The sequence below is a fragment of the Providencia sp. PROV119 genome (genome assembly GCF_028482435.1).
GTDB lineage: Bacteria > Pseudomonadota > Gammaproteobacteria > Enterobacterales > Enterobacteriaceae > Providencia > Providencia stuartii.
The window spans coordinates 1-21,954 of record NZ_JAMPQL010000012.1; the positions used below are offsets into that span (position 1 = coordinate 1).

Annotated in this window: 15 protein-coding genes, 4 tRNA genes and 1 pseudogene; 10 read left to right on the forward strand and 10 right to left on the reverse strand. The window is 38.8% G+C overall.

Features of this window, described 5'->3' with window-relative positions:
• The 5 genes from PSF11_RS11315 (at window position 1) to PSF11_RS11335 (ending at window position 2,586) form a co-directional block, all read left to right on the forward strand.
• A tRNA-Val gene (locus tag PSF11_RS11315) sits at window positions 1-76 on the forward strand.
• 34 nt (window positions 77-110) lie between these two features.
• Window positions 111-186 (forward strand) — tRNA-Val (locus tag PSF11_RS11320).
• A 52-nt stretch (window positions 187-238) separates the two neighbouring features.
• A tRNA-Lys gene (locus PSF11_RS11325) sits at window positions 239-314 on the forward strand.
• 29 nt (window positions 315-343) lie between these two features.
• Window positions 344-419: transfer RNA gene (locus PSF11_RS11330), tRNA-Lys, on the forward strand.
• Window positions 420-2,292: 1,873 nt separating this feature from the next.
• Window positions 2,293-2,586 (forward strand): helix-turn-helix domain-containing protein, encoded by a 294-nt coding sequence (locus PSF11_RS11335; protein WP_014656306.1) that lies wholly within the window; start codon window positions 2,293-2,295, stop codon window positions 2,584-2,586.
• Between the two features lie 367 nt (window positions 2,587-2,953).
• Here PSF11_RS11335 and PSF11_RS11340 read toward each other — a convergent pair whose 3' ends face one another.
• The 5 genes from PSF11_RS11340 to PSF11_RS11360 all read right to left on the reverse strand — a co-directional run bounded on the left by PSF11_RS11340 (window position 2,954) and on the right by PSF11_RS11360 (window position 9,439).
• Complete coding sequence (locus tag PSF11_RS11340; RefSeq protein ID WP_004921290.1) at window positions 2,954-4,681, reverse strand: potassium/proton antiporter; 1,728 nt, start codon at window positions 4,679-4,681, stop codon at window positions 2,954-2,956.
• Window positions 4,682-5,167: 486 nt separating this feature from the next.
• The gene (locus PSF11_RS11345; protein WP_004921285.1) at window positions 5,168-5,836 is read right to left on the reverse strand and encodes a methionine ABC transporter permease; all 669 of its coding nucleotides are present in this window, start codon (window positions 5,834-5,836) and stop codon (window positions 5,168-5,170) included.
• Window positions 5,833-6,846, reverse strand: coding sequence for a methionine ABC transporter ATP-binding protein (locus tag PSF11_RS11350; RefSeq protein WP_004921283.1), 1,014 nt, complete (start codon window positions 6,844-6,846; stop codon window positions 5,833-5,835). The genes PSF11_RS11345 and PSF11_RS11350 overlap by 4 nt, the downstream gene beginning before the upstream one ends.
• A 3-nt stretch (window positions 6,847-6,849) precedes the next feature.
• Window positions 6,850-8,310 (reverse strand): NAD(P)-binding domain-containing protein, encoded by a 1,461-nt coding sequence (locus PSF11_RS11355; protein WP_004921281.1) that lies wholly within the window; start codon window positions 8,308-8,310, stop codon window positions 6,850-6,852.
• A 4-nt stretch (window positions 8,311-8,314) separates the two neighbouring features.
• Entirely contained in the window at window positions 8,315-9,439 is a 1,125-nt protein-coding gene (locus PSF11_RS11360) for a CMD domain-containing protein (RefSeq protein ID WP_072502409.1), read from the reverse strand.
• A 214-nt stretch (window positions 9,440-9,653) separates the two neighbouring features.
• On the opposite strand from PSF11_RS11360, the gene PSF11_RS11365 reads away from it, so the two are divergent.
• The 4 genes from PSF11_RS11365 to PSF11_RS11380 all read left to right on the forward strand — a co-directional run bounded on the left by PSF11_RS11365 (window position 9,654) and on the right by PSF11_RS11380 (window position 13,213).
• The gene (locus PSF11_RS11365) at window positions 9,654-10,499 is read left to right on the forward strand and encodes a MetQ/NlpA family ABC transporter substrate-binding protein (RefSeq protein WP_227698385.1); all 846 of its coding nucleotides are present in this window, start codon (window positions 9,654-9,656) and stop codon (window positions 10,497-10,499) included.
• A 208-nt stretch (window positions 10,500-10,707) separates the two neighbouring features.
• Window positions 10,708-11,445: a cyclase family protein gene (locus tag PSF11_RS11370; protein WP_053110513.1), complete on the forward strand. Its 738-nt coding sequence runs from the start codon at window positions 10,708-10,710 to the stop codon at window positions 11,443-11,445.
• A gap of 184 nt (window positions 11,446-11,629) precedes the next feature.
• Window positions 11,630-12,409, forward strand: coding sequence for an SDR family NAD(P)-dependent oxidoreductase (locus PSF11_RS11375; protein WP_004921272.1), 780 nt, complete (start codon window positions 11,630-11,632; stop codon window positions 12,407-12,409).
• A gap of 9 nt (window positions 12,410-12,418) precedes the next feature.
• Window positions 12,419-13,213 carry a MoaF C-terminal domain-containing protein gene (locus PSF11_RS11380; protein WP_053110511.1) on the forward strand — a complete coding sequence of 265 codons (795 nt, stop codon included), beginning with the start codon at window positions 12,419-12,421 and terminating at the stop codon, window positions 13,211-13,213.
• Between the two features lie 41 nt (window positions 13,214-13,254).
• On the opposite strand, the gene PSF11_RS11385 is transcribed toward PSF11_RS11380, so the two are convergent.
• From PSF11_RS11385 to PSF11_RS11405, 5 genes are all read right to left on the reverse strand, one after another.
• A complete protein-coding gene (locus PSF11_RS11385; protein ID WP_072502408.1) occupies window positions 13,255-14,505 on the reverse strand; it encodes an SLC13 family permease in 1,251 nt (416 codons plus the stop codon).
• Between the two features lie 373 nt (window positions 14,506-14,878).
• Entirely contained in the window at window positions 14,879-16,192 is a 1,314-nt protein-coding gene (locus tag PSF11_RS11390; RefSeq protein ID WP_072502407.1) for an NAD(P)/FAD-dependent oxidoreductase, read from the reverse strand.
• Between the two features lie 346 nt (window positions 16,193-16,538).
• Window positions 16,539-17,579 (reverse strand): M48 family metallopeptidase, encoded by a 1,041-nt coding sequence (locus PSF11_RS11395; RefSeq protein ID WP_072502406.1) that lies wholly within the window; start codon window positions 17,577-17,579, stop codon window positions 16,539-16,541.
• Complete coding sequence (locus PSF11_RS11400; RefSeq protein WP_004921259.1) at window positions 17,576-18,808, reverse strand: YjgN family protein; 1,233 nt, start codon at window positions 18,806-18,808, stop codon at window positions 17,576-17,578. The genes PSF11_RS11395 and PSF11_RS11400 overlap by 4 nt, the downstream gene beginning before the upstream one ends.
• Before the next feature lie 1,386 nt (window positions 18,809-20,194).
• Window positions 20,195-20,407 (reverse strand): HEAT repeat domain-containing protein, encoded by a 213-nt coding sequence (locus PSF11_RS11405; protein ID WP_104873590.1) that lies wholly within the window; start codon window positions 20,405-20,407, stop codon window positions 20,195-20,197.
• Between the two features lie 215 nt (window positions 20,408-20,622).
• Here PSF11_RS11405 and PSF11_RS11410 point away from each other — a divergent pair.
• Window positions 20,623-21,894: pseudogene (locus PSF11_RS11410) on the forward strand (DUF927 domain-containing protein); the annotation flags it as partial.
• Between the last annotated feature and the right edge of the window lie 60 nt (window positions 21,895-21,954).

Sequence of the window (21,954 nt, forward strand, 5' to 3'; positions counted from 1 at the left end):
GGGCGATTAGCTCAGTTGGTAGAGCATCTCCCTTACAAGGAGGAGGTCACTGGTTCGAGCCCGGTATCGCCCACCATTTATTTACAAATATGTGAAACTTGTCATGAAGTGGGCGATTAGCTCAGTTGGTAGAGCATCTCCCTTACAAGGAGGAGGTCACTGGTTCGAGCCCGGTATCGCCCACCACTTCATTAGTTACTCGCATTTTCATAAATACTGGTTATAAAAATTAATAGATGGGTCGTTAGCTCAGTCGGTAGAGCAGTTGACTTTTAATCAATTGGTCGCAGGTTCGAATCCTGCACGACCCACCATCTTAATATTAAAATCAGTCATACCAGATGGGTCGTTAGCTCAGTCGGTAGAGCAGTTGACTTTTAATCAATTGGTCGCAGGTTCGAATCCTGCACGACCCACCATCTAATCAAATCCCCTAAATCAACAATAACCACCTTATTTTCATGATGTTTATTTAAGTATCAATGAAAAACCGCATTAAAATTCTAATCAAACCCACTGTAACCGCTTTGCGATCATTGAACCCTGCTTATCGATAGCGTTTTTGTCATGTCTGCGAAGCTAGCAAACAGAGATTTAGCCAATACACCGAGCTTAATGATTTGCTAGCTTGTAAAATTGATAAATAACCACTCACATAGATAATATCACTTCAACCTCTCATTTTTATTCAATTTTGCTCTAGTGCGCAGCGTGCTAGATAAAATAACAGAAATTCATTTCTCGGATAGCTCCATTAAATTTCCCATTGTAGAGTGAGCTAAATGCGCATATCTCAGCATTTTAGTCTTAATTGACTGTTAGCTGGGCATAATAATAAAAAAACTTGTAAACGCGTTGAGTGCAAATTGAACGCAGTCATTAAACTCGCTGAAAGCAACGTCTAAACCTAAATTTAGATATTAAATATTACCCAATGTGCTAATTGATGAAAATAATCTCTTATTAACTCGAGCGCATTATCTTTGCTTTATTATCACTTACCGTTATTTTATTTAATGAAAATATTAATGATAATTAGTTTTAATATTTACAATATCGAAAAATATTCATTAAGTTGCTATTAGTCACTAATCAGGTAATTAATAAACCACCTAAAATATGTATTAATAAAAATGTTTGGTTCAAAAATGATCATCAATAAAAACTTATCAATAAATGATCGTCATTAAAAGATGATTTTGCATGGTGTTTATTTGTCGCTATATCTACGCTGTATATGAGTTATAAGGAAGGTAGGATCAAAAAAGGAAATAAATTTCGAATGATTATTGCTAGAAATAGTCTTCTTATTGGGCTAAGAATAATGGTTAGATAAAATCTACATTGTTACTCTTATAATGCTGTAGATGTTCTTTTTGTTGAGGATTAGATTTCATTTGTCTATATCAGATGCTAAAAACAAAAAAATTGTAGGAGTATCAGTCGAGCTTAACATGATAAAAATCTGCCGATAAAAATTTTGTAGACATAAACTCCCCATGTTTAATATATGTAAAAAATCTATAAGAAAAATATCACTTTTAGAGTGTTGTGGCGAGATAAAAACCTGTTTATTTGTGGGAATTTAATTTTTTGTTTTTTGTGATATGCTTCATGTATAGCAAAGCAAAAAGATACTTAACGTTAATGTTTTGTTATGTTAGCTATGATAGCTGTAGTCTGTTTTTTTTGTGCTGCTTTAAAAATTAAGTATTTTCTGCCGATTGTAACAAAAGGACTATTGTTATAAGTTATTGATATTTAAGTTATCAAAATGATAATATGGGAAAAATTTCCATTTTTTACTTTGTTTTACAGTATTGCTGTAATTATCCTATTATGCGTATTCATAAAATGAATATTGATTTGAAAAATCATTAATAGTGTTACAGTATTAAATTATTCTGTTTATTTCTTTTATTTTTAGATTTTTTATCGGTTAAATGAGGTTAATTTAGATTATAACTCTGCCGCTACCTGTTAGACTATGTCTGCATAGAACAACAACTATTAATTGTTAAACAGATTAACTTATTGAAATTAAAGAATAATACTTAGGTGGTGGGCTTTTTGTGATTCTGATAATATTTAGTTACACATTTGCAATGTCATTTTTGGATTAGTTGAAACTAATTATATGGCTAGTATATCATCCCTCTCAAGATATATGCTGAATCGTCGTTAATACACCCAAATGGCTATATCATAAATAAAGATAACAATAGAAAAACACAGAGAATCACCTGCTGATTTTTTATTTCATTAATAATATAAGTTGAAGCGAGAATGTTTATGAATACAAAATATCCTGTCGCTTGTGCAGTTGGACAAAAAATTAAATCGTTAAGAAAATCTCAAGGCTATACCGTTTTTCAGTTAGCTAAAGAGATTGATATCAGTGAGCAACAACTATTTCGTTATGAACGTGGGGTAAATCGTATAGATATTGATTGTCTAGTTAGAGTACTAAAAGTATTAGATGTAAATATGGGCGAATTCTTCAGTGAAATCCTGCAAGATGATACTCATGCTAATGAGGACAAAGAATCTAAAGGGTTTGATGACTCTATTTATTCACTCATTTAATCATCAGTTATTATGTTCCAAAGTGGAAATTAATTAAGCAATTAAAACTTAATTGTTTCAATTAAGAACATTAATATGCTAATAACAATTGAGAATTCTCTCTATTGAGTATACTGATAATTTATTGTAGCTATCTTTATTTATACTTTGCGAAATAAAAGCCCGTTTACGGGCTTTTATTTTTTGTAGCTAAGAATCTAGAAAATTATATGAGTAAAAATAACAACTCATCAAATAGTCTAAAGAAGATAAAGCTATCAACAATACACCCAGATAAAATCGCACATCCAGACAATAAAAGAGGCTGGCAGATATAAACATCAGTTAATTTCATTGTAAATCGAATTAACTGATGTTTGCCGTTGAACTAATTATCTTCTTGTGGAAGGGGCTCTAATACTGCCGTCACAATTCGAGAGCCGATCATCTCACTAATTCTTATCTGTAATGTCGCTAAGCTAATGACGGTGTCTTGTACTGGCTCATTTGCTGAAATGCTATAAATAAATTGATCCAGTGTCTGGTTATTCTCATTATCGATTAAAATGCCATAAGACTCATAAATCTCATCTAACCTTGTTGTGCCCTTTAGACTGAGCCCAGAAGTGGGTAATTCTATCGGGGTTAAATCAGGAGAGACTTGTTCAGAGAACAGCCGTTCGAGGAATAAACGATTTTCTGGTTTCAAGACGACAAACAAATGGTCATCGGCAATTAGTCTTGTTGAACCACGAGGGGGGAGCACGCTTTTACCACGAGTGATCATTGCGATGACAGTTTGGTCAGGTAGTGCCAACTGAGATAGACGGCGGCCGACAGCAGAACAGTCCTCACCCAACGTATACTCTACTAGGTCAGCATCAATTTGATCGACAGCGGTAATGTCCAAAGTTGCAGCGGGCAGTAATGGTGGTGGCTGCATTAAATTAAGTTTGCGTGCGACATAAGGTAGGGTAGAGCCTTGTAACGTCGCTGAGATTAATACCACGAAGAAAACCACATCAAAAATTAAGTTAGCACCTGGTAGACCATAAATAAAAGGGAAGATCGCTAAGATAATAGGAACAGAGCCACGCAGACCAACCCAAGAAACCAGAGTGATTTCTTCACGACTGAATTTAAAGAATTTTAATACAGGCACGACAGCGATGGGGCGAGCGATAAAGGTGAGTACCAGTGCGATCACCAACCCTTCAAACCAGACCTCTAATAAAGAGCTTGGGTTAACTAGCAAGCCTAACATAACGAACATGATGATTTGGCTGAGCCAAGCCAGCCCATCATGGAATAAAAAGGTATTACGTTGGAAAACAAAGCGAGCATTACCAATCACAACGCCTGTAACGAAGATAGATAAAAAGCCACTACCTTGTAAGTTACTGGCTAGACCGAATGATAATAGACCACACGCCGCCACTAATACTGGGTATAACCCTGTTGCCAGTAACTTAATTTTATTAATGATCTTGATTGAAATCCAACCAACACTTAGGCCGACAAGTGTACCGATCCCCATTTGGCTAACGAACAGTAATAATAATTCGCTACCAGAAGCGCTTTGATTCATGAGGAGTTGCAGTAAGCCCACGGTTAAGAAAATTGCCATTGGGTCGTTGGTAGCACTTTCAATTTCTAACGTTGATTGTAAACGTTCATTAAGGTAGATACCCGCGTTACGCAATAGGGAGAATACCGCCGCCGCATCTGTTGAGCCGACAATGGCGCCAAGCAACAGCCCTTCAAGCAAGGGGATGCCAAGAATATAAGCCGCGGCGAGTCCGGTGATGCCCGCGGTAATTAACACCCCAAAGGTGGCCAAGGTAAATGCAGGCTTCCAAACAAGTCGAATCGATTTAACTGATGTTTGTAGGCCACCGTCGAACAAAATCAAGGCTAATGCGAGTGAACCTACAGCATAGGAAACATTCACGTTGTTAAACGCGATTTGGCCTATGCCATCTTCACCCGCTAACATTCCTATAAACAGGAACATAACAAGCATAGGCAAGCCTAGCCGAGCAGAAAGTTTGCTAGAAAAAATACCCAGTAAAATCAGTATGGATGTCAGTAATATCAGTTGTTCTATTGTTGGCATAATCAGATTTAGGTTAGAGGTTAATAAAACGCTGATGATGCAGTAGTGTTGCGTATAAAGTAATCAGCAATAAGAAGAAAAAACTCAGATTAACATGGCATTGATAATGTTTTTGTTTAAAACGACTTAAAAACATTTCCATTGACATATCATTATGATTATACAACAGATAACAACAAATAAATTGACGATTAACTGCATTTTTTTAAATTGTTATGACATGCTTATGCTATTTTTATAAGCTTTTGAACGCATTGTTTGGTGGAATCAACGGTTTCATTTATATTTTTTTGTGGGATTTAACTTTAAAGTTAGTAAAGGTTGGCGTTTTGTGTAATTTTCACGCTAATCAATAAGCTATAAATTAGAAAAATAATTATTTAGAGGAAAACAGGCGAAAAAGATGCGGAGATTATCAATAAAATGATGCATTGGACGGAAAAGAGTAGATTGACCGATATAATCTGATATATCGGTCATCTAGAATTAGTGGAATCTTGCTTTCTTAGCAAGATAATCACCAATCATTTGTATTCCTTGAACAATAATGACTAATGTAACGACGGTGATTGCCATAGCAACGTTGTCGAAACGTTGGTAACCGTAGTTGAGTGCTAGGTCACCGACACCGCCACCACCGACCGCTCCAGCCATGGCTGTCGCTCCCACTAAAGTGATACTGGCTGCGGTTAAGCTTAAGATTAGCGATGATTTAGCCTCAGGTAAGATAAAGTGCCAAACAATTTGCCAATTGGTCGCCCCCATTGAATCTGCGGCTTCAATGATCCCCGAATGCACACTTAATAATGAGTTTTCAATTAAACGAGCCGTATAAGGTGCAATATAGATAACTAAGGGCACAATGGCAGCCGTAGTGCCGATAGAGGTGCCAACCATAAAACGTGTTAGAGGGATCATTGCAACGAGTAGAATAATAAAAGGCAATGAACGGACCGTATTGATTATTGGGTTAATAATGCGATAAACCCATTTATTTTCCCAAATCCCATCAGGGCGCGTCACAACGAGTGCAATCCCCAGTAAAATCCCCAATAGGGAACCGATAACCAGTGCAATTGAAACCATAGTGAAGGTTTCAGACATCGCGAGTAAAAATTGTTTACTCGTTAATGCGGTATCAAGCCATTGTGTCATAGTACCCCCTTATTGACAGCAACACCGCGCTGACGTAAAAATGCGATCCCTTGGTCGATATCTTCATCATGGCCGACGATCTGGACAAACATACTGCCTAACACGACACCACTTATCTCTTTCATATTGGCAAACAAAATATTGATTTTAACTTTATCCTGTAAGATCAGTTCATTCACAACGGGTTGCTGTGCGGAAGCACCTAAAAACTCTAAGCGGTAAACATTGCTTTGATGCTCTAAATTGTGCAAGACACGTTCAGGGATTTCTTCGTTAAGTACGGTACGGACAAACTTTTTTGTCGTCGGATGTTGTGGCTCTGAGAAAATCTCTAAAACAGTGCCTTCTTCGACAACTCGACCCGCCTCCATTACCGCGACACGATTACATATCTGCTCAATCACCTCCATTTCATGAGTTACCAACAAAATGGTGATATTTTGTTCACGATTAATTTTTTTTAATAATGACAAAATAGATTGTGTCGTTTGTGGGTCAAGTGCAGAAGTGGCTTCATCACACAATAAAATTTTCGGATTATTGATTAATGCTCGAGCAATACCGACACGCTGTTTTTGTCCGCCTGATAGTTGCCCAGGATATTGGTGTTTTTTATCACTCAGCTCTACATAGGCTAAAATATCATCCACGCGTCGCTGAATTTCTTTTTTGTCGACTCCTGATAGCAATAACGGCATGGCGATATTCTGTGCAACGGTCTTCGTTTCTAACAAATTGAAGTGCTGGAAGATCATGCCGATGCTTTTTTTATGGGCTCGAATTTCAGTTGCACTATGGTGAGCAATATTTTTCCCATTAATGATCACTTCACCTGACGAGGGTTTTTCAAGTTGGTTGACGAGACGGATCAAGGAGCTTTTTCCTGCACCGCTATAGCCAATAAACCCAAAAATATCACCTTCATGAATCTGCAAATTCACATCCTGTAAGGCAGTGAGTGAATGGCCTTCTTTTTCATAGACCTTCTGAATATTTTTAAATGTAATCATCAATCACTCCACATTACTCGTTTGTGGTGTTCGCTGGCTATAGGGGAGAGCAGGTTGCCATTCATCACCTAGTAGCTCCGCTTCAGTGCTATTTTTTACCTGCTCTAAATGTTGCTCATGATGAGCGAGGTACAACTGAGCAGCGATATGTTCAGCCAGTTTCTGCGCGCCCGTATTGGTATTAGGGATCAAACCAATAAGTGGCCCCATACTTAAGGATGCAGCTAAGTTAAAGCAGTAAATATTACTGAGCTTAGGTAACTCACAATCGGTTTTAGGGAGAAATTCAAAGTGATGGCCTAAATAGGGATAGGAGGCAAACTCACTATTTTGTTCAGCTTTAGAAGGGGTATACACATCACCCCATTTACGAATAAAAGGCGCGATGTGATTAAATGCACTGTGGCGCTGCCAATTAATGCGATATCCGGTCGCTAAGATCAGGTAATCGACCACATATTCCCCTGTGGTTGTGGCGATATGCAGTTTCTTACCATTGACGTCTATCTTTTTGACCTGTGTATTAAAGTTAAAATAAGCATTTTCATGCCGAGAGACTCTCAGCGTGCTGCCATGCGGGGCCGGCGTTTTTGCTTTAGCAACATAATCACTGTAATGCCATTTTTGTGCATCGGTAAGCTGGTGATAAGCTTGAGTAAAGCCAGGGTTGCCTGCGACTTTTCCGCGATTCACCCTTGGCATATCTTTCGCTCGGATCAATAATTCAACAGAGCGAGCACCCTGTTCAAGTGCTGTTGCCGAGCTATCCATAGCACCGGCACTGTATCCTACGACCGCAATATCTAACCCTTTAAACCGGCTGTAATCACTACCGGCGTAAGAGTGCTCCCAGTAAGCAGAAGGGATCTCCGCCATAAAGCTTGGAATATTAGGTTCGCTAAAGGATTCCATACCTGTCGCAAGGATCACATGCTGTGCTTGATATTGCTGTTTACCGTTAGGTGTTGCAAATGTGAGTAGGCAACCTTGTGGGTTGACTTGAATATCAGTTAATTGATATTGATTGAAAACCACTGGCGACGTCATGGTTTTAAACCATTGTAGATATTCCCCCCATTGTAAACGAGGAATTTTATCAAGTGCTTCCCACTCATCGTCACCAAACTGAGCTTTAAACCAAGCTTGAAAAGTTAAAGAGGGTGACGCGAGTGCAGGGCCAACCACCTGTTTTGGTGAACGCAATGTTTCCATCAAGGCCGGCGTTTGCCATGGGCCTTCTTGACCTTCTGGGGCTTGATCAAAAACTATCGCATCAATCCCTTGTAATTTAAGGGCAAAGGCTGCCGTGACCCCTGACATGCCCGCACCGATAATTGCAACATCTAATTGATGGTCATCAGACTGGTTTGGCGATAATGACCAGCGGTTTAATGGCAGATTAAGGTTTTGTAGGTCTTGAGTGATTTGCTCTTCCAAAGCATTTAACCCTTTTAGCTGTGTCACGAGATCACTCCTTGTCCTGTTTAAGTTCAAATGGTTCACCGAGTGAGAGCATCAGTCGATTAGCCCAAGAGAAAAAGGCGGTTGATTGGATCAAATCAAGTAGCTCTAGCTCACTTAGCCCTAGTTGACGTAGTGTCTCAACCTGTTGATGCGTGGCTCGTATTGGTGTCGTTGATAGCGCTGTCGTGAAATCCGTAATCGCCGTTAAACGGTCATCAAAACCCTCAGCTAAAATCGCGCCTACTGGCGTTGCGATAAGCTTCTCAACATCCGCTTTATGCTCTTTGGCATATTGGCTGGCTTTACGAGCATGTACCGAAGCACAATAGATGCAGCCGTTCACCTTGCTAACCGCCGCAGCAGCAAATTCACGTTCCCAACGAGGTAAGCCGCCGAGGGTATAAAAGACGCCACGATCGATAAGCGTACGTAGTGTTAGAATGTGACTTTGATGGGCGAGCAGCAAAAAATATTCAGAATTAAGTTGGCCGAATTTTTTCATCACCTGAGCTTCATCTGCTTCTAGCGTCTGTGGATCTCTCGCTCGTAGCCATGATTCCCATCCAAGTTGATCTTGAGTGAAGGCGGTCGGAGCGGGTTGGCCTTGATGAGTGTGTGAGTTGCTATTCCATTGTCCAGCAGTAACTGGCTCAGCAGATTTGGTGATAGTACTGTTACCTTGCAATAATCTTAACCCTTCAATTAAACGGGCTTGATAGGTGACAAAAGTTATTAATTGCGCAAGTAGGATAATATCCGCTTCGTGCCACCCTTGTTCAATAAGGGCATGAATGAGGGAGTAATGAGTTTGTTTTGGCTGGCTCACCAATATGCGTAAATAGTGTTCAGCGGCTTGAAGCGCTGGCGTATTCAAGTGAGGTGAGCGCTGCCCTAATAATTGATTGTAAAAATCGGCTAGCACATAGCTACCTGTCTGTTCAGCGATAATTCGCGCAAATAAAAACTTAATTTCTCCGGTTAATTGGGGTGACGGTGCGGAAAAAATCGCTTCAAAAGCAGCTTGCGTATTTTCTGTCGCGTTTGAACGTTCTTTCCTTGCGTCTGCTAAGGTAGACTCTGGTGTTATATTGATTAGCGCATCAATTAAATCATAATTTAAAATCGGCATTTCATAACTCACTTTTTTTTAACGTTTTTTATCTCCTTCATTACATATCAAGCGAATCGTTATTCGAACGAACAAATTATTATATTCATATACCTAAAAGGCATATAAAATAGGTTATATATTCTTTTTGTATTAAGTTATAACGAGATGATCTAAATAAGATGTAAAAAATATGATTATACTGGCCACATTATTTACACAGGGTCGTAACATCATGTTGAAACAAAAAATAAAATACTTATCGCTTATTGCTACCGCTGTTATTGCATTAGCTGCATGTAATGATAATAGTGAAAAGGATAATCCGAATAAAAAAGAGATCACTATAGGTTTTGGGGTTGGTAATTATATCGACCAAGTTGAGAAAGGGATTGTACCCATCTTGGAAAAGAAGGGTTATAAAGTCAATTTACGCCAATTTTCGCAAAATAGACAAATAAATCCCGCCTTTGAAGAAGGTTCTATCGATGCCTCGGTAAACCAGAGTCGTGCATATATGGAAGCTTATAATAAGAAAAATAATATTAATATGGTGGCATTAACTGATTCTCCGAGTGCACCACAAAGCTTACGTTCGAATAAACATAAATCATTAGACGAAGTGAAAGACGGTATGATCGTTGCTTTATCCAATGACCCCGTAAATGCAGAGCGCGGCGCACGTATTTTAGAAGAGTTAGGTTGGATAAAAATCAAACCGAATATCAGCACATTAACCTTTAGTGTTAATGATATCGAACCTGCTAAATACCGTTTAGATATACGTGAAACCGATGCAGCTCAGGGGTTACGTTTATTAGATGATGTTGATTTTGTTGTTGTTAACGGCAACTATGTTGCCAGCGCTGGTCAGCGTATTGCCGATGGGCTGGTTGTAGAAAATTCACCATTAGAGCATCGGGTGATTGTGACTGTTATGCAAGACAATGTGAATTCCCAATGGGCAAAAGATTTAAAAGAGGCTTTTGAATCTAAAGAATACGCTGATTACATTCGTTCTCAGTCTATTTATGATGGTTTTATTGAACCTCAAGCATGGGCTAATTATCCAAAACCCTAGTCTATTTATTATTTTTTATTATGTTACATTTGACCACCTAATATTTATATTAGGTGGTTTTTTATTTGAGTGATACGATTTTCTCTTCTATTTTTAATATGAAAATTCCTCTCTTTACTGATCTAGACAAATTGTGTTTTTTTCGTTAATTAGTTATTGAACAAGCTAAAAATTAAAAATTGAATTAACACATCATCAGGGGAATATTATGGAAAATGACTTAATCACAGCACTTAAATTATTAAAGTCAAAAACATGGGTTGATTTAACGCATCCTTTTGATAAAGATTCACCGCATTTTTTTATGTTTGAATCGGCAAGCATAAAGACATTATTTGATTATCCAGATGGTTTTTTTGCCCAACAATTTACTTTTCCAGGCCAATATGGCACACACATTGACGCCCCCTGCCATTTCGTTGAAGGGAAACGCTATCTACATGAATTAGAACTAAAAGAGTTAGTTTTACCCCTAATTGTGATTGACCAATCAAAAAGAGCGAAGCAAGACCCTACGTTTGCATTTTCACGTCAAGATGTACTCAATTTTGAACAAGAGTACGGAAAAATAGAGCCTGATACTTTTGTTGCACTACGGACTGACTGGAGTCATCGCTGGCCATCTCAGGAGGCGATGGATAACAAAGATGCAGAGGGAAATAATCAGATACCGGGTTGGGGGATTGATGCATTGAAATTCTTATTTGAGGAAAGGGGGATCAAAGCAATAGGTCATGAAACCTTTGACACCGATGCGGCTCAGGATTTTCGTCGCCATAATGCATTATTAGGTGAATACTATGTTCTAGAGCAGGACACCTATCAAATTGAATTGATGACCAATCTGGACAAATTACCGACGAGAGGGGCGGTTATTTTTAATATTGTTGCCAAACCTAATAATGCGAGCGGTTTTCCCGTGCGTTCTTTTGCTATCTTACCTTAATGCTTCCCTTATCTTTATCAACCTGTTGTGAGGCAGGTTGATACCTTTTAGCGATAAATTTATTCGCGACCTCCGTATTTTGCTGAATATCGTTCCTTAGATCGATGGTCAACGAAGGTTATTTATTTCTATATTAATAAATAAATTAACGTTGTTTTAACAATTCCAGCGATAGGGGGGTTGAATGAACTCAAGATCCGTCATCATTACAGGAGGTGGCACAGGGATTGGTGCGGCGTGTGCGCAACTATTCACACAGCAAGGGGATCAGGTTTTTATTGTTGGACGGCGTGCAGAGCCGCTAAATGCAGTTGCACTTGAAACAGGTGCCATTGCTATCGTTGCTGATGTCTCAACTGAAACTTCATGGAACGAAATTATTTTGCCACAAATTAAGCAACATACGAGCACTATTGATGTGCTGGTGTGCAATGCAGGCGGAATGGGGTTGGGGCGTGTTGAAGATATGAATGACCAACAGTGGCATCAAGCGATGAAAGCTAATCTTGATAGTGCTTTTGCGAGTGTTCGTGGTTGTATACCCCTATTAACGCAAAGTCACGGTAATGTCTTATTTGTCGGCTCACTGGCATCGTTGGCCGCAGGTCCGGAAGCGTGTGGGTATGTGACAGCCAAACACGCCTTAATAGGATTGATGCGCTCCGTTGCACGTGATTATGGTCATCAAGGTGTCAGAGCGAATGCGGTTTGTCCCGGCTGGGTTAGAACACCAATGGCAGATGAAGAGATGCAGCCTTTAATGGAGCAGCATCAATTTACATTAGATGACGCTTATCGATATGTATGCCGTGATGTACCGTTACAGCGCCCTGCAACGGCAAAAGAGGTCGCATTGGCATGCCGATTCTTATGCTCTACTGACGCATCAATGATTACAGGTGCTGCACTGGTTATTGATGGTGGTGCAAGCGTCGTTGATTTACCTACACTCGCTTTTACTTAAGGAGCTATTATGATTGAAGAAGTGGCTTTTATCCAAGTTGGCGCATTGTCAGATGGTTTTGCTCCAGATAGCTATATTTTAGAAACCAATAACCAATTAACAGGTAAAACATTTCAATTGAGATTCGCTGAAAAAGACCGGCAAGAAGATATTTCTTTTCCAGCAGATCAACAAATTGAATGGCAAGGTGTGACAATTGATTGCCGTGTTACCTCAATTCGTTCAGGGGTTTATTTCGTCAATTTTATCTCCCCAGATGATTGGCAAGCCAGTGTTACCTTAATTATCAATGAAAAAGACGGTAACTGTGTATTAGTGCAAGGTAAACTCCCTGACGAAGCAGATATTCGCATTTCTGCCTTTAGTAAAGTAGAGCAAAATCGCCCTTTGACAGATGTCGAAGTGGAGATTTATTTTGGCACTTTAGGAGAGGCTCAACGCTCCTTACCAGCCTACACATCTGAATTAATTGGTATGCGCAATATGTATACCTATAATCCAAAAGAGCGCTATGAACATGTTTATCTTAACGAACAGTTTTATGCGTGGCATTGTTTAGATGGGGTCGAAAAGGGGTTAGCTGATGTTGACCGCTGCCACTATATTAAGGTGTCAGAGCAGCTATATTTATTTATTTGGCGTGAGAAAATTATTCCAACACTCGGCATTATCCTGATTGATTTAGATATGATGAGGACGGATGGTGGGATCATGGGGTATCAGGATCAGGCCTTTAGTGCGGTTAGCCTATTTCCCGTTGGGGCGCATGCCACTATTTTAAATAAAACCAGCTATCCGAAATAATTATTTATATGCCACTCGCTATTACGCGAGTGGCATTCTGCTTAAAGCACCAAGACTATCCATGCTGCTGCTAGTAGCATACATAATAAAGCGACGATCCCTCCTGATTTGGCAAATTCCGAAAACGAAATTTTCACGCCATAAGCGGCAGCTTGTTCGACCACAATGATACCGGCAAGGCTACCAAAGACGAATAAATTACTTGAAAAACCCGAGCCAAGTACTAAGGCGGCACCTAATGAATCGGTATTACCGCTGGATGATAAGAAAGGCACCAGTAACATTACTGCGGGGTTATTACCAACAATGGTACTTAACACACCAGTGATCAAGAAAAGTACGATAGGGTTATTTAGCTCAACACCGTTATTCCGTAAATCATTTAACATTTGCTGAGGCAATCCCGTTGATGCAAATGCAGCATTGACGACAAATAATCCCATAATCAGTAATAACAGATTACCATCAACTAATTTCAGCATATCACTTGATGCAATCGAGCGATTTAGCAATAAAAACCCAGCCGCAGTTAATGCAATAAGCTCTCTTGGAATATCACTGATGACGAAAGCGATAATAACAATTAACGTAATAATGCCCGCTTTACTGGTTTCCCATACATCAAGTTTTGTTGCAGGATCAGTAGATGGAGTAGGGGTGACCGCGGCTCCATCCACGGATGTTTTCGCCAGATACCAACGGTTCCGATAAAGAAAAACTAAAACAGCCCAAGTCAGTGGTAATGAGAGTAAGGCTGGTACAGCCGAAGCCTGGAGTAACCCAACAAATGAAATATCTAGTCCTTGGGCTGCGATCATATTTTGTGGGCTACCGATCAAGGAGCCAGAAGCGCCATTATTTGCAGCAAAGCAAAACCCTAACAAAAAAGGGACAGGGTTTAATCCCCGTGACAATGTAATAGAAACTAATAATGGGGTCATTGCCACCACAACAACATCATTGGTCAATAAAGCAGAAAGTAAACCACCTACAGCAATGAGTACAGCGAGTAACACAGGGGCACTGACTTTGAGCATGGCAACGCGGTTTGCCGTCCAGCTGTAAAATCCAGATACGACAAAAGAGGCGGAAACCACCATCAACCCAAATAACATGCCAATAGTACGATAATCGATCGCATTCCATGCTTGAGGAGGGGTAATACTACCGACAGCCATCATGGCTAAGGCACCAATAACAGCAGCACCGGTTCTATCCACTTTAAAACCGGGGAGCTTACCAAACCCCATCGCAATATAAACAAGTAAAAAGATAATGATTGTGAGGCTCATAAACCATTCACTCATATTAGTAAAATTACGGGTAATTTAGCGGTGAAGGATCAATGAAGCAAGTTAGAATAACCTTTAAATAATAATAAGTTGTGAAAAGTCATTTAATGATAATCCTAATCAGTCTGGCTTAAATAAAAAATATTCGATGGATGGCGATCATAACCGTTGAATAGCATTCACAGCAGGTTTATTGGGCAAAGGTTCAATCACATAACATAGGCTATGGTGTTAGCATGAATAGGCAGCAAATTGCAGTAAAATTTCTTACTGATGGGAAACCAATGGTCCAATAAATGACGCGATAAAAGGGTTCCATTGGTTAGTGCGGAATGTAGATCAAACTAGAATGGGAGAGTTCACTCGATTGCCATTATACTTCCGTTCTCCCAATATATCTTTCTTTCAGTAATGAGGCGTGGATTGCAATATCCAATATCGGTGATGGTGGCAAATAGTTCGCTTGCCCAAGTTGCTGCATGGCATCAATTAAAGGGTTATCAATTCCTAAAGCATAATCTGCCAATAATGTTCCTGCTATGGTTTGTTTTGAGATCCCAGCGCCATTACAACCGCCCGCGCTATACACGCCTTTCATGAGTTTGCCCCAAATAGGAGCACCATTTCTGGTAACGCTGATTGTACCGGACCAAGTATTTGTTATTGGAACGTCGGCTAATTGCGGGTAGATTTTATTGAATAGCTGTTGATGCTGTTGTGTCACTCGATAAGTTTGTTCTGCACTGATCCGCCCACATATCGCAGGGGTAACATGCTGGCGGATCAATATACGCTGATCTTTGGTATAGCGTAACGTTGCGCCAGCAATAGCATTCACAGGTGTTAAGCCCCAGCTCTTCATCGCTGGTAAGCGTTGTTGTTGTTCGAGAGAAAGTGGGGCTGTGATACTGGCAAATGTCGCCATTGCTGCTTGGTTATGATTAATTGGTGTTAATTCTCTAGAGAGTGCATTCGTTGCTAACATAATGTTTGCTGTACGAATATTGCCATAAGGAGTCAGTACCTGTATGGTGGCGCCAGGCTGTATTGCCATAACGGGAGTGTAATTATACACTTTCACATTCTCAGGTAATGAGCGTGCTAAGCCTACCACCAATTTTGCTGGATTAACGAGAATTGAATTTGGTGTGTATATCCCTTTATGATAAAAATGCGTACCTAATTTGTGATAGAGCATCTCCTTATCGAGTAATTGATAAGGTTCACTCATTGTATTGAGATTATCGACATACTCTTGTAAAACACGTTCATTCTTTTTATCAACTTGGCAATGATATTTGCCGGCACTTTCCCAGTCACACTCAATCGCAAACTGTTCAGTTAATGTCGCGAGCTGATGAATGCCTTCTTCAAGCAACGTGCGATAAAATTGGGCTTTCTTTAGTTCGGCCGTTGAACTGCCAATATTATGAGGTAACCCAATAATAAATCCTGAATTTCGAGCAGATGAACTTTCGGCTGCCGTTGCGCAATCAAGGAGAATAATTTTAAGGTTCGGATTGTTGTGTGCAAGTCTTCTTGCAAAAGATAAACCCGCGTAGCCGGAACCTATAACTACCCAATCTGCGTCGGTATTTTGATTTAAGGTCGGATATCGGGGAGTGCGTGAAGTTTCATTTAACCAACCATTTTCGTTTTGATTAAATGGCACGGATGCGTATTTCATCTAATTTTGCCTAATAATATCTTGTGCTAGCGACGATATATGATGGGTATTGACATCATAATCAAAAGGTTAAATAACACTTAAAGATCATGACTATAACGTAAATTTGATTTTTTGATAGTGAAGAAAACTCAATTTCACATAAAACAGAGCGATGCTCGTGTGGTAACAGAGTGATAAAACGCGGCATATTGTTTTCATAAACGCTATCTATATCGAACGTATAAATATTCCATTAATAATCAGTTATATGTTGATTTTTTTACCAATAAGGCAAATAGAGAATCTCCATATTATTGGGGATTCTCTATTCAGTGATTGATAAAAAGGGATGTTAGCGAGGTGATTAGTGTTTTTTATCCTGACTATAGGGTTTAGATGCATCTATCGCATTTAAGCGCTCTTTCCATAGAGGATGGGTACTTAATAGCTTACTCTTCATTTCAGGTGATATGTTAGCCAGCTTGATAAATATTGATTCCATCATCTCTAAAGGGCGTTCTTGTTTTAACATATACTCAATAGCAAATTGGTCAGCTTCTAATTCCATATCCCGAGAGTAGCTCAATGTCATTAATTGATTACCTGAATTTAACAATATGTCTTCAATCCCTGATGATTTGCGCAGTATCCACATGCTGACAAATTTTAACGATGATGAACTCACTAAAGAATTCATTATATGATGATGATAATGATGGCCCATTTCATGTAATAAAACGGAAACAAGTTCACTTTCATCTTCAATTAAGTTAACTAACTCATCAGTAATGATGATTGTACCGTCAGTTAATGTTAATGCGTTGGCTTGTTTCGGGTAGTCTCTAAAAATAAGCCGTGGTTTTAAATCATAATTATTAAATTCTTGAGGTGTAATTCTTTCAAATAGCGCCTTAAGTTCTTGCTGCTTTTTTAATGGCAATTTACTTGGTTCAAGTACACTTTCATCTAAGAGTACGAGTGTTTCTTGGCCAAGGTGCATTTGAATTCGAACAGGAGTCTCTTTAGCAATAATCGATGCCATTGATGGCAGATAGAATTGGAAAAAGAGATATACCATAGGAATAATACAGGCTAGTAAATAAAGGCTAGCCATTTTATAACGTTCTAAAAAGTGAATAACACCAAAATGGAGTTTGCCTTTTTTCAGAACGAGTTTGTTACGTAAATGTTGCTCTTTATCACAGGTAAAACATCCACCATCAGAAAAATAGATAGAGTCTGGTAGTGTTCCTAGTGGTTTTGATAAATGAATATCTTGGTATAGATATGTTTTAACTTCATCGTTAACGTGAAGAGTAATTTTATGCTTATCATTATCTAACTCAATAAAGGCACTGTGTTTCAGTGCCTTTTTATTATAAGTATATTCACCCACTATGTTCACAACGATAATCCAAAGTCGAAGGAATCAAGCGTTTCATCATGAAAAGAATTGGAGTGAGTCTCATCATGAGCGAGTTCATTCTCTAGAGACATATCGCCTGTAATTTTAGTGTTCATGGCGAAATATCGTGCATGGCGAATTTGAGCAATAGGTGTAGCTAACCCTAGCGTAAATATAATAATAAGACTATTAGAGAACAGTAGAATTAGGTAAGAAAAATAGGTGATGGATGAGCTAAATTTTAGCTCGTTACTGAATTCTAATTTATTGAAAAACTCACGTCTCATCATGATATGAATGTAACTATAAGAGAAGAAAAACCCTACGTATAAGTATAAATATATGAATAAAAACAAAAAAACAGGTGGTTCTAACTCACTGAAGTTGCTTTCGTGTATGATAACGGTTTTTATCATAGAGATGATGCTAAACCCGCTTAAGATGATGAAAGGAACCAGTATTAAAAAAGCGATACTATAAATTTTAGCCACTGCCCGATAATTCATTTTTAGCTTAAATGCAGATTTGCCAAAGTAAAAGTTATTTGCGAAATACTCATACAATTGTTTGGTTCTTATTGCAAAAATGGCATATAAAGAAATCGCTATTAATAACAAAGTCGCGTATGTGCCGATAAAGTATCTACTCAGATTTATATGTTCATTGGTATTCGCTGAACTAAAGATAGCGATTAAACCTATGACTTGTCCTACCAAGAATGAAAAAGCAATTGCACCTAATAAAAGTAATAATGGAAGGATAAAAAAGTACCAATACCCTTTTTTATAACTGCCGAGAAAATTAAATCTTACATTTCTATAGCTTGTCATAATGGCATGGAAACGACATGAGCGAATAATAAAGTAAGGTAGCATCAAGAAAAACAGGGACAGAATAACATATGCTATTGGTTGGAAAAGATAGTTAACGGCTAAATATAATGCAAAAAAGAAAAATATAATAAGCCTAGATACTAGAATCCTTACAGGTGAAGCATGATACTCAAGACGTGAGCCATTAACCTCAGTATTACCTAAGAAGTAGCGTCGGGTTCTGACGGTGGCCCAAGCTGAATATATACCTAGAGTGAGTATCGTCAATAAAACATTCACTATCCATATAAAGAAATACTCAGTATTGTCACCATGAAATTTAACATGATGAACTTGACTACGTATATCTTCCTTTTCAATATCGATATCCAAAAGGTTTTTTGTTGCGTTTTCCATAAGGTTACTCTATTTATGTTTTATTTACAGTGTGCTGGGGATATAAAAAGTAACTTACATTTTAAAACGCTATACGTAGACAATTAGGCTGAAACTAATGAGATATAACGCATAGTGATGTGTATTTAGATGAAAATGACAGTGGTTAGTGAATTTTCAAGTATAAAATACAGCAAGCTAAATATGATACAACGGTTTATTCGTTAAAAATGTAAATTCCCAGCTTTACCAATCACAAATTTTGTGACTTAATCTAAATTATTATTAAGTAAAACTCAATATAAATAAATCATCATATGAGAATTTTTATCTTCATAAAGGGACAACTTATGGTTGTTTATTAGCTTTAATAGAGTAAAAGAGTTAATTCAAGAATTATCCTATTTTGAGTGAATGTACTGTATGACTTACACTTTATATGGGACATGTCTGGATTTGATGATTTTTATCATGAAATGGAAAGCTTTCTTTTTTTAGATTATTGGGACTTCCGATACTATAGTGGTTCATTTATAGCGAGTGACAATAGCATTTTTGATTTATCGACTCTGTTGGTTCAACATTGATAACAGTAAAAATCTCTTTATCTAAGGAAATAAAAATGATAGGCCGCACAGTTAATAGGGAGTGCAACAACTACCAAAGACAAAAAATATATTCCATCGGGATAGAGGATTTGTATTGATGTTACTTAGCTAATGAATAGTAAAAAATACGGATACGTTATTTAGATTAGAAGATATGTAATTTCAGATATTAATGATGGTTACTTTCACTCTCCACACAAAATGGAGAATGAGTTAGAAGTAAGAAATATCCGAACGTTGTAGGGTAATTTGAGTTTGTTGAAATGCGTATTAATAATAATTTTTACTAAGCAGTAATCCCTTTCGTGAGGCTGTTATTAAATGCTATACATAATACAAAAGCTCATAAAATGTTTTAGATGCGTTATCAGAAAAAACAGTGATAAACTTAGACGTTGCAAAGCATTGCGTTAGGCAGGTGAATGCATTCATGGAGGATGCTATTTATCCTGTAATTAGATTTATTTTCTATCGACCCAAACTTCGTGGATTAGTCGGGATAGCTAAACCAGCTCCTTAATGAGTAGGCTTCGCCAATGTAATGATAGTGCGTTATGGCATTCGTTCTTCTCGCTCATATCTTAGCGATGGCGTAAACTTATTTTAACTTAAATGCGGTTGTATTGTGTTTTTTCACATATCGGAGATGGTCATGTCGGCTTCGTTATTGACAAAACAGAATCATGGAGATACCGCACGACCTAATGTAGCAGTTGAACAAGATTAGTGATGATAGCTGAGAACGAACAGCAGGCGATGTATTTGCTAAATTACATTAGAACGGAGTGTTTACAATAAGTTAAAAGAATTCTGCAAGCTTACTTAAGGCTTTTATGGCTGAAATTGCCACATCCTTATTGGGGTCCTTGCACAACTCAATAAGCCTAGAAATAGCAGTTTGCTGTTCAATCGTTGCCTTGTAATCTCCGAGAGCGGTGATTGCGGCTATTTTAACATCGTCATTACCTCTATTTGTTAATTCAACGAGTGTATGAATTATATTATTTTCCATATAACTTACCTTCAAATCCATATTTGATTTCTCATTTTGATATATTAAATGGAATTAAAGAATATTTTCATTCATTTATTGAGCACTAAATGAAATTAATTGTTATTTTAACTCGGAATATGTTTGGAATCTAACTTAAACGGGTAATGGATGTCACAGTGCTGGGATTTAGTTAAAGCAATGTGGGGCCTTGAATAACATGCCTTTGAGGAATTTCCAGTGTACAAGGAAAAGATTTTAGGGTAGCAGGCACTAGCGACGAATGGCGGGAGCACATTGGCAAATATTGCGTAGGAAACGCTAGGCTGGCGTTTTCCGTGAGTCTTGCCTTTGCATCGTCGTTATTAAAATTAGTCGGTGTGGGGGGCGGTGGCTACCATTTAAAAGGCGAATCAACAGATGGTAAGACCACCACAATGAAAGTGGCGGCTTCGGTTTGTGGTGGTACGGATTACTGGTACACATGGCGGGCAACAGGTAACGCACTTGAGGGAACGGCTTGCCGTCGTAATGACGCTACGTTAATGCTGGATGAAATCCGCGAAGTGGACGGACGCGAAGCGGGTAACATTGCTTACATGCTGGCAAACGGTCAAGGTAAAGCCCGCGCAAAAACAGACGGCAGCGTCAGAGAAACAAACCGCTGGAACTTACTGTTTCTCTCGACAGGCGAACTGTCATTGGTTGAACATGCCGCCAATGCGGGCGAACGCACCTATGCAGGGGTGGAAGTCCGTATGATACAAATCCCCAGTGATTCGGGTAAACATGGCGTATTTGAGGATTTGCACCAGTTTGCGAGTGGTAAAGCCTTAGCGGAGCACCTTGAGCAAGCCGTCACGAAATATCATGGCTCTCCGTTCCGTGATTGGCTGAAATACCTCACCAATGATTTAACGTTTATTTCCAGTACGGCTAAAGCGTTATTAAAAGAGTACACCGCTAAATTGACGCCTGAAAATGCAGGGAATCAAGTCGGGCGAGCTATCACGCGCTTTGCGCTTGTGGCGATGGCGGGGGAAATTGCCACTTTAGCGGGGATTACAGGCTGGAAAGAAGGTGAAGCCTTTACCGCAGCAAAGACCTGTTTAGATGCATGGATGAATGAGCGTGGTCATACCGCTAATCAGGAAGACATGACCGCGTTAGAACAAATCACCGATTTTATTTCACGTAACCAGTTCAGCCGCTTTGCTGATTGGTATGACGAAAACAGCCGCCCGATGAATATGATGGGCTTTCGTCGTGTCGAAAAGGGGGGTTGCAATCAAGAGCCAACAATTCAATTTTACGTATTACCGACGGCATGGAAAGAAATCTGCAAAGGTTTTGACGCTCGAAAGGTCGTGCGTTTGTGTATTGAGAAAGGCTGGCTTGAAACAGGGAAAGATGGGAAAGCCCAAACCAGTATACGCCTACCAGAAATAGGGGTGAAACGGGTGTACGTCTTTAACAGTGAAGTCCTCGGTTCAGCGGATATTCTCTAATAAAAACTGACTATCTTATATTTTTAGTGTAACAGGTGTAACAAGGGTTACAGGCATGAT

Excerpts from the sequence above, each read along its gene's own strand:
- PSF11_RS11365 (WP_227698385.1), top strand. The coding sequence starts at position 9,654 with ATGTTGAAACAAAAAATAAAATACTTATCGCTTATTGCTACCGCTGTT.
- PSF11_RS11385 (WP_072502408.1), bottom strand. The coding sequence starts at position 14,505 with ATGAGCCTCACAATCATTATCTTTTTACTTGTTTATATTGCGATGGGG.
- PSF11_RS11375 (WP_004921272.1), top strand. The coding sequence starts at position 11,630 with ATGAACTCAAGATCCGTCATCATTACAGGAGGTGGCACAGGGATTGGT.
- PSF11_RS11380 (WP_053110511.1), top strand. The coding sequence starts at position 12,419 with ATGATTGAAGAAGTGGCTTTTATCCAAGTTGGCGCATTGTCAGATGGT.
- PSF11_RS11405 (WP_104873590.1), bottom strand. The coding sequence starts at position 20,407 with ATGGAAAATAATATAATTCATACACTCGTTGAATTAACAAATAGAGGT.
- PSF11_RS11335 (WP_014656306.1), top strand. The coding sequence starts at position 2,293 with ATGAATACAAAATATCCTGTCGCTTGTGCAGTTGGACAAAAAATTAAA.
- PSF11_RS11390 (WP_072502407.1), bottom strand. The coding sequence starts at position 16,192 with ATGAAATACGCATCCGTGCCATTTAATCAAAACGAAAATGGTTGGTTA.
- PSF11_RS11400 (WP_004921259.1), bottom strand. The coding sequence starts at position 18,808 with ATGGAAAACGCAACAAAAAACCTTTTGGATATCGATATTGAAAAGGAA.
- PSF11_RS11345 (WP_004921285.1), bottom strand. The coding sequence starts at position 5,836 with ATGACACAATGGCTTGATACCGCATTAACGAGTAAACAATTTTTACTC.
- PSF11_RS11370 (WP_053110513.1), top strand. The coding sequence starts at position 10,708 with ATGGAAAATGACTTAATCACAGCACTTAAATTATTAAAGTCAAAAACA.
- PSF11_RS11360 (WP_072502409.1), bottom strand. The coding sequence starts at position 9,439 with ATGCCGATTTTAAATTATGATTTAATTGATGCGCTAATCAATATAACA.
- PSF11_RS11350 (WP_004921283.1), bottom strand. The coding sequence starts at position 6,846 with ATGATTACATTTAAAAATATTCAGAAGGTCTATGAAAAAGAAGGCCAT.
- PSF11_RS11340 (WP_004921290.1), bottom strand. The coding sequence starts at position 4,681 with ATGCCAACAATAGAACAACTGATATTACTGACATCCATACTGATTTTA.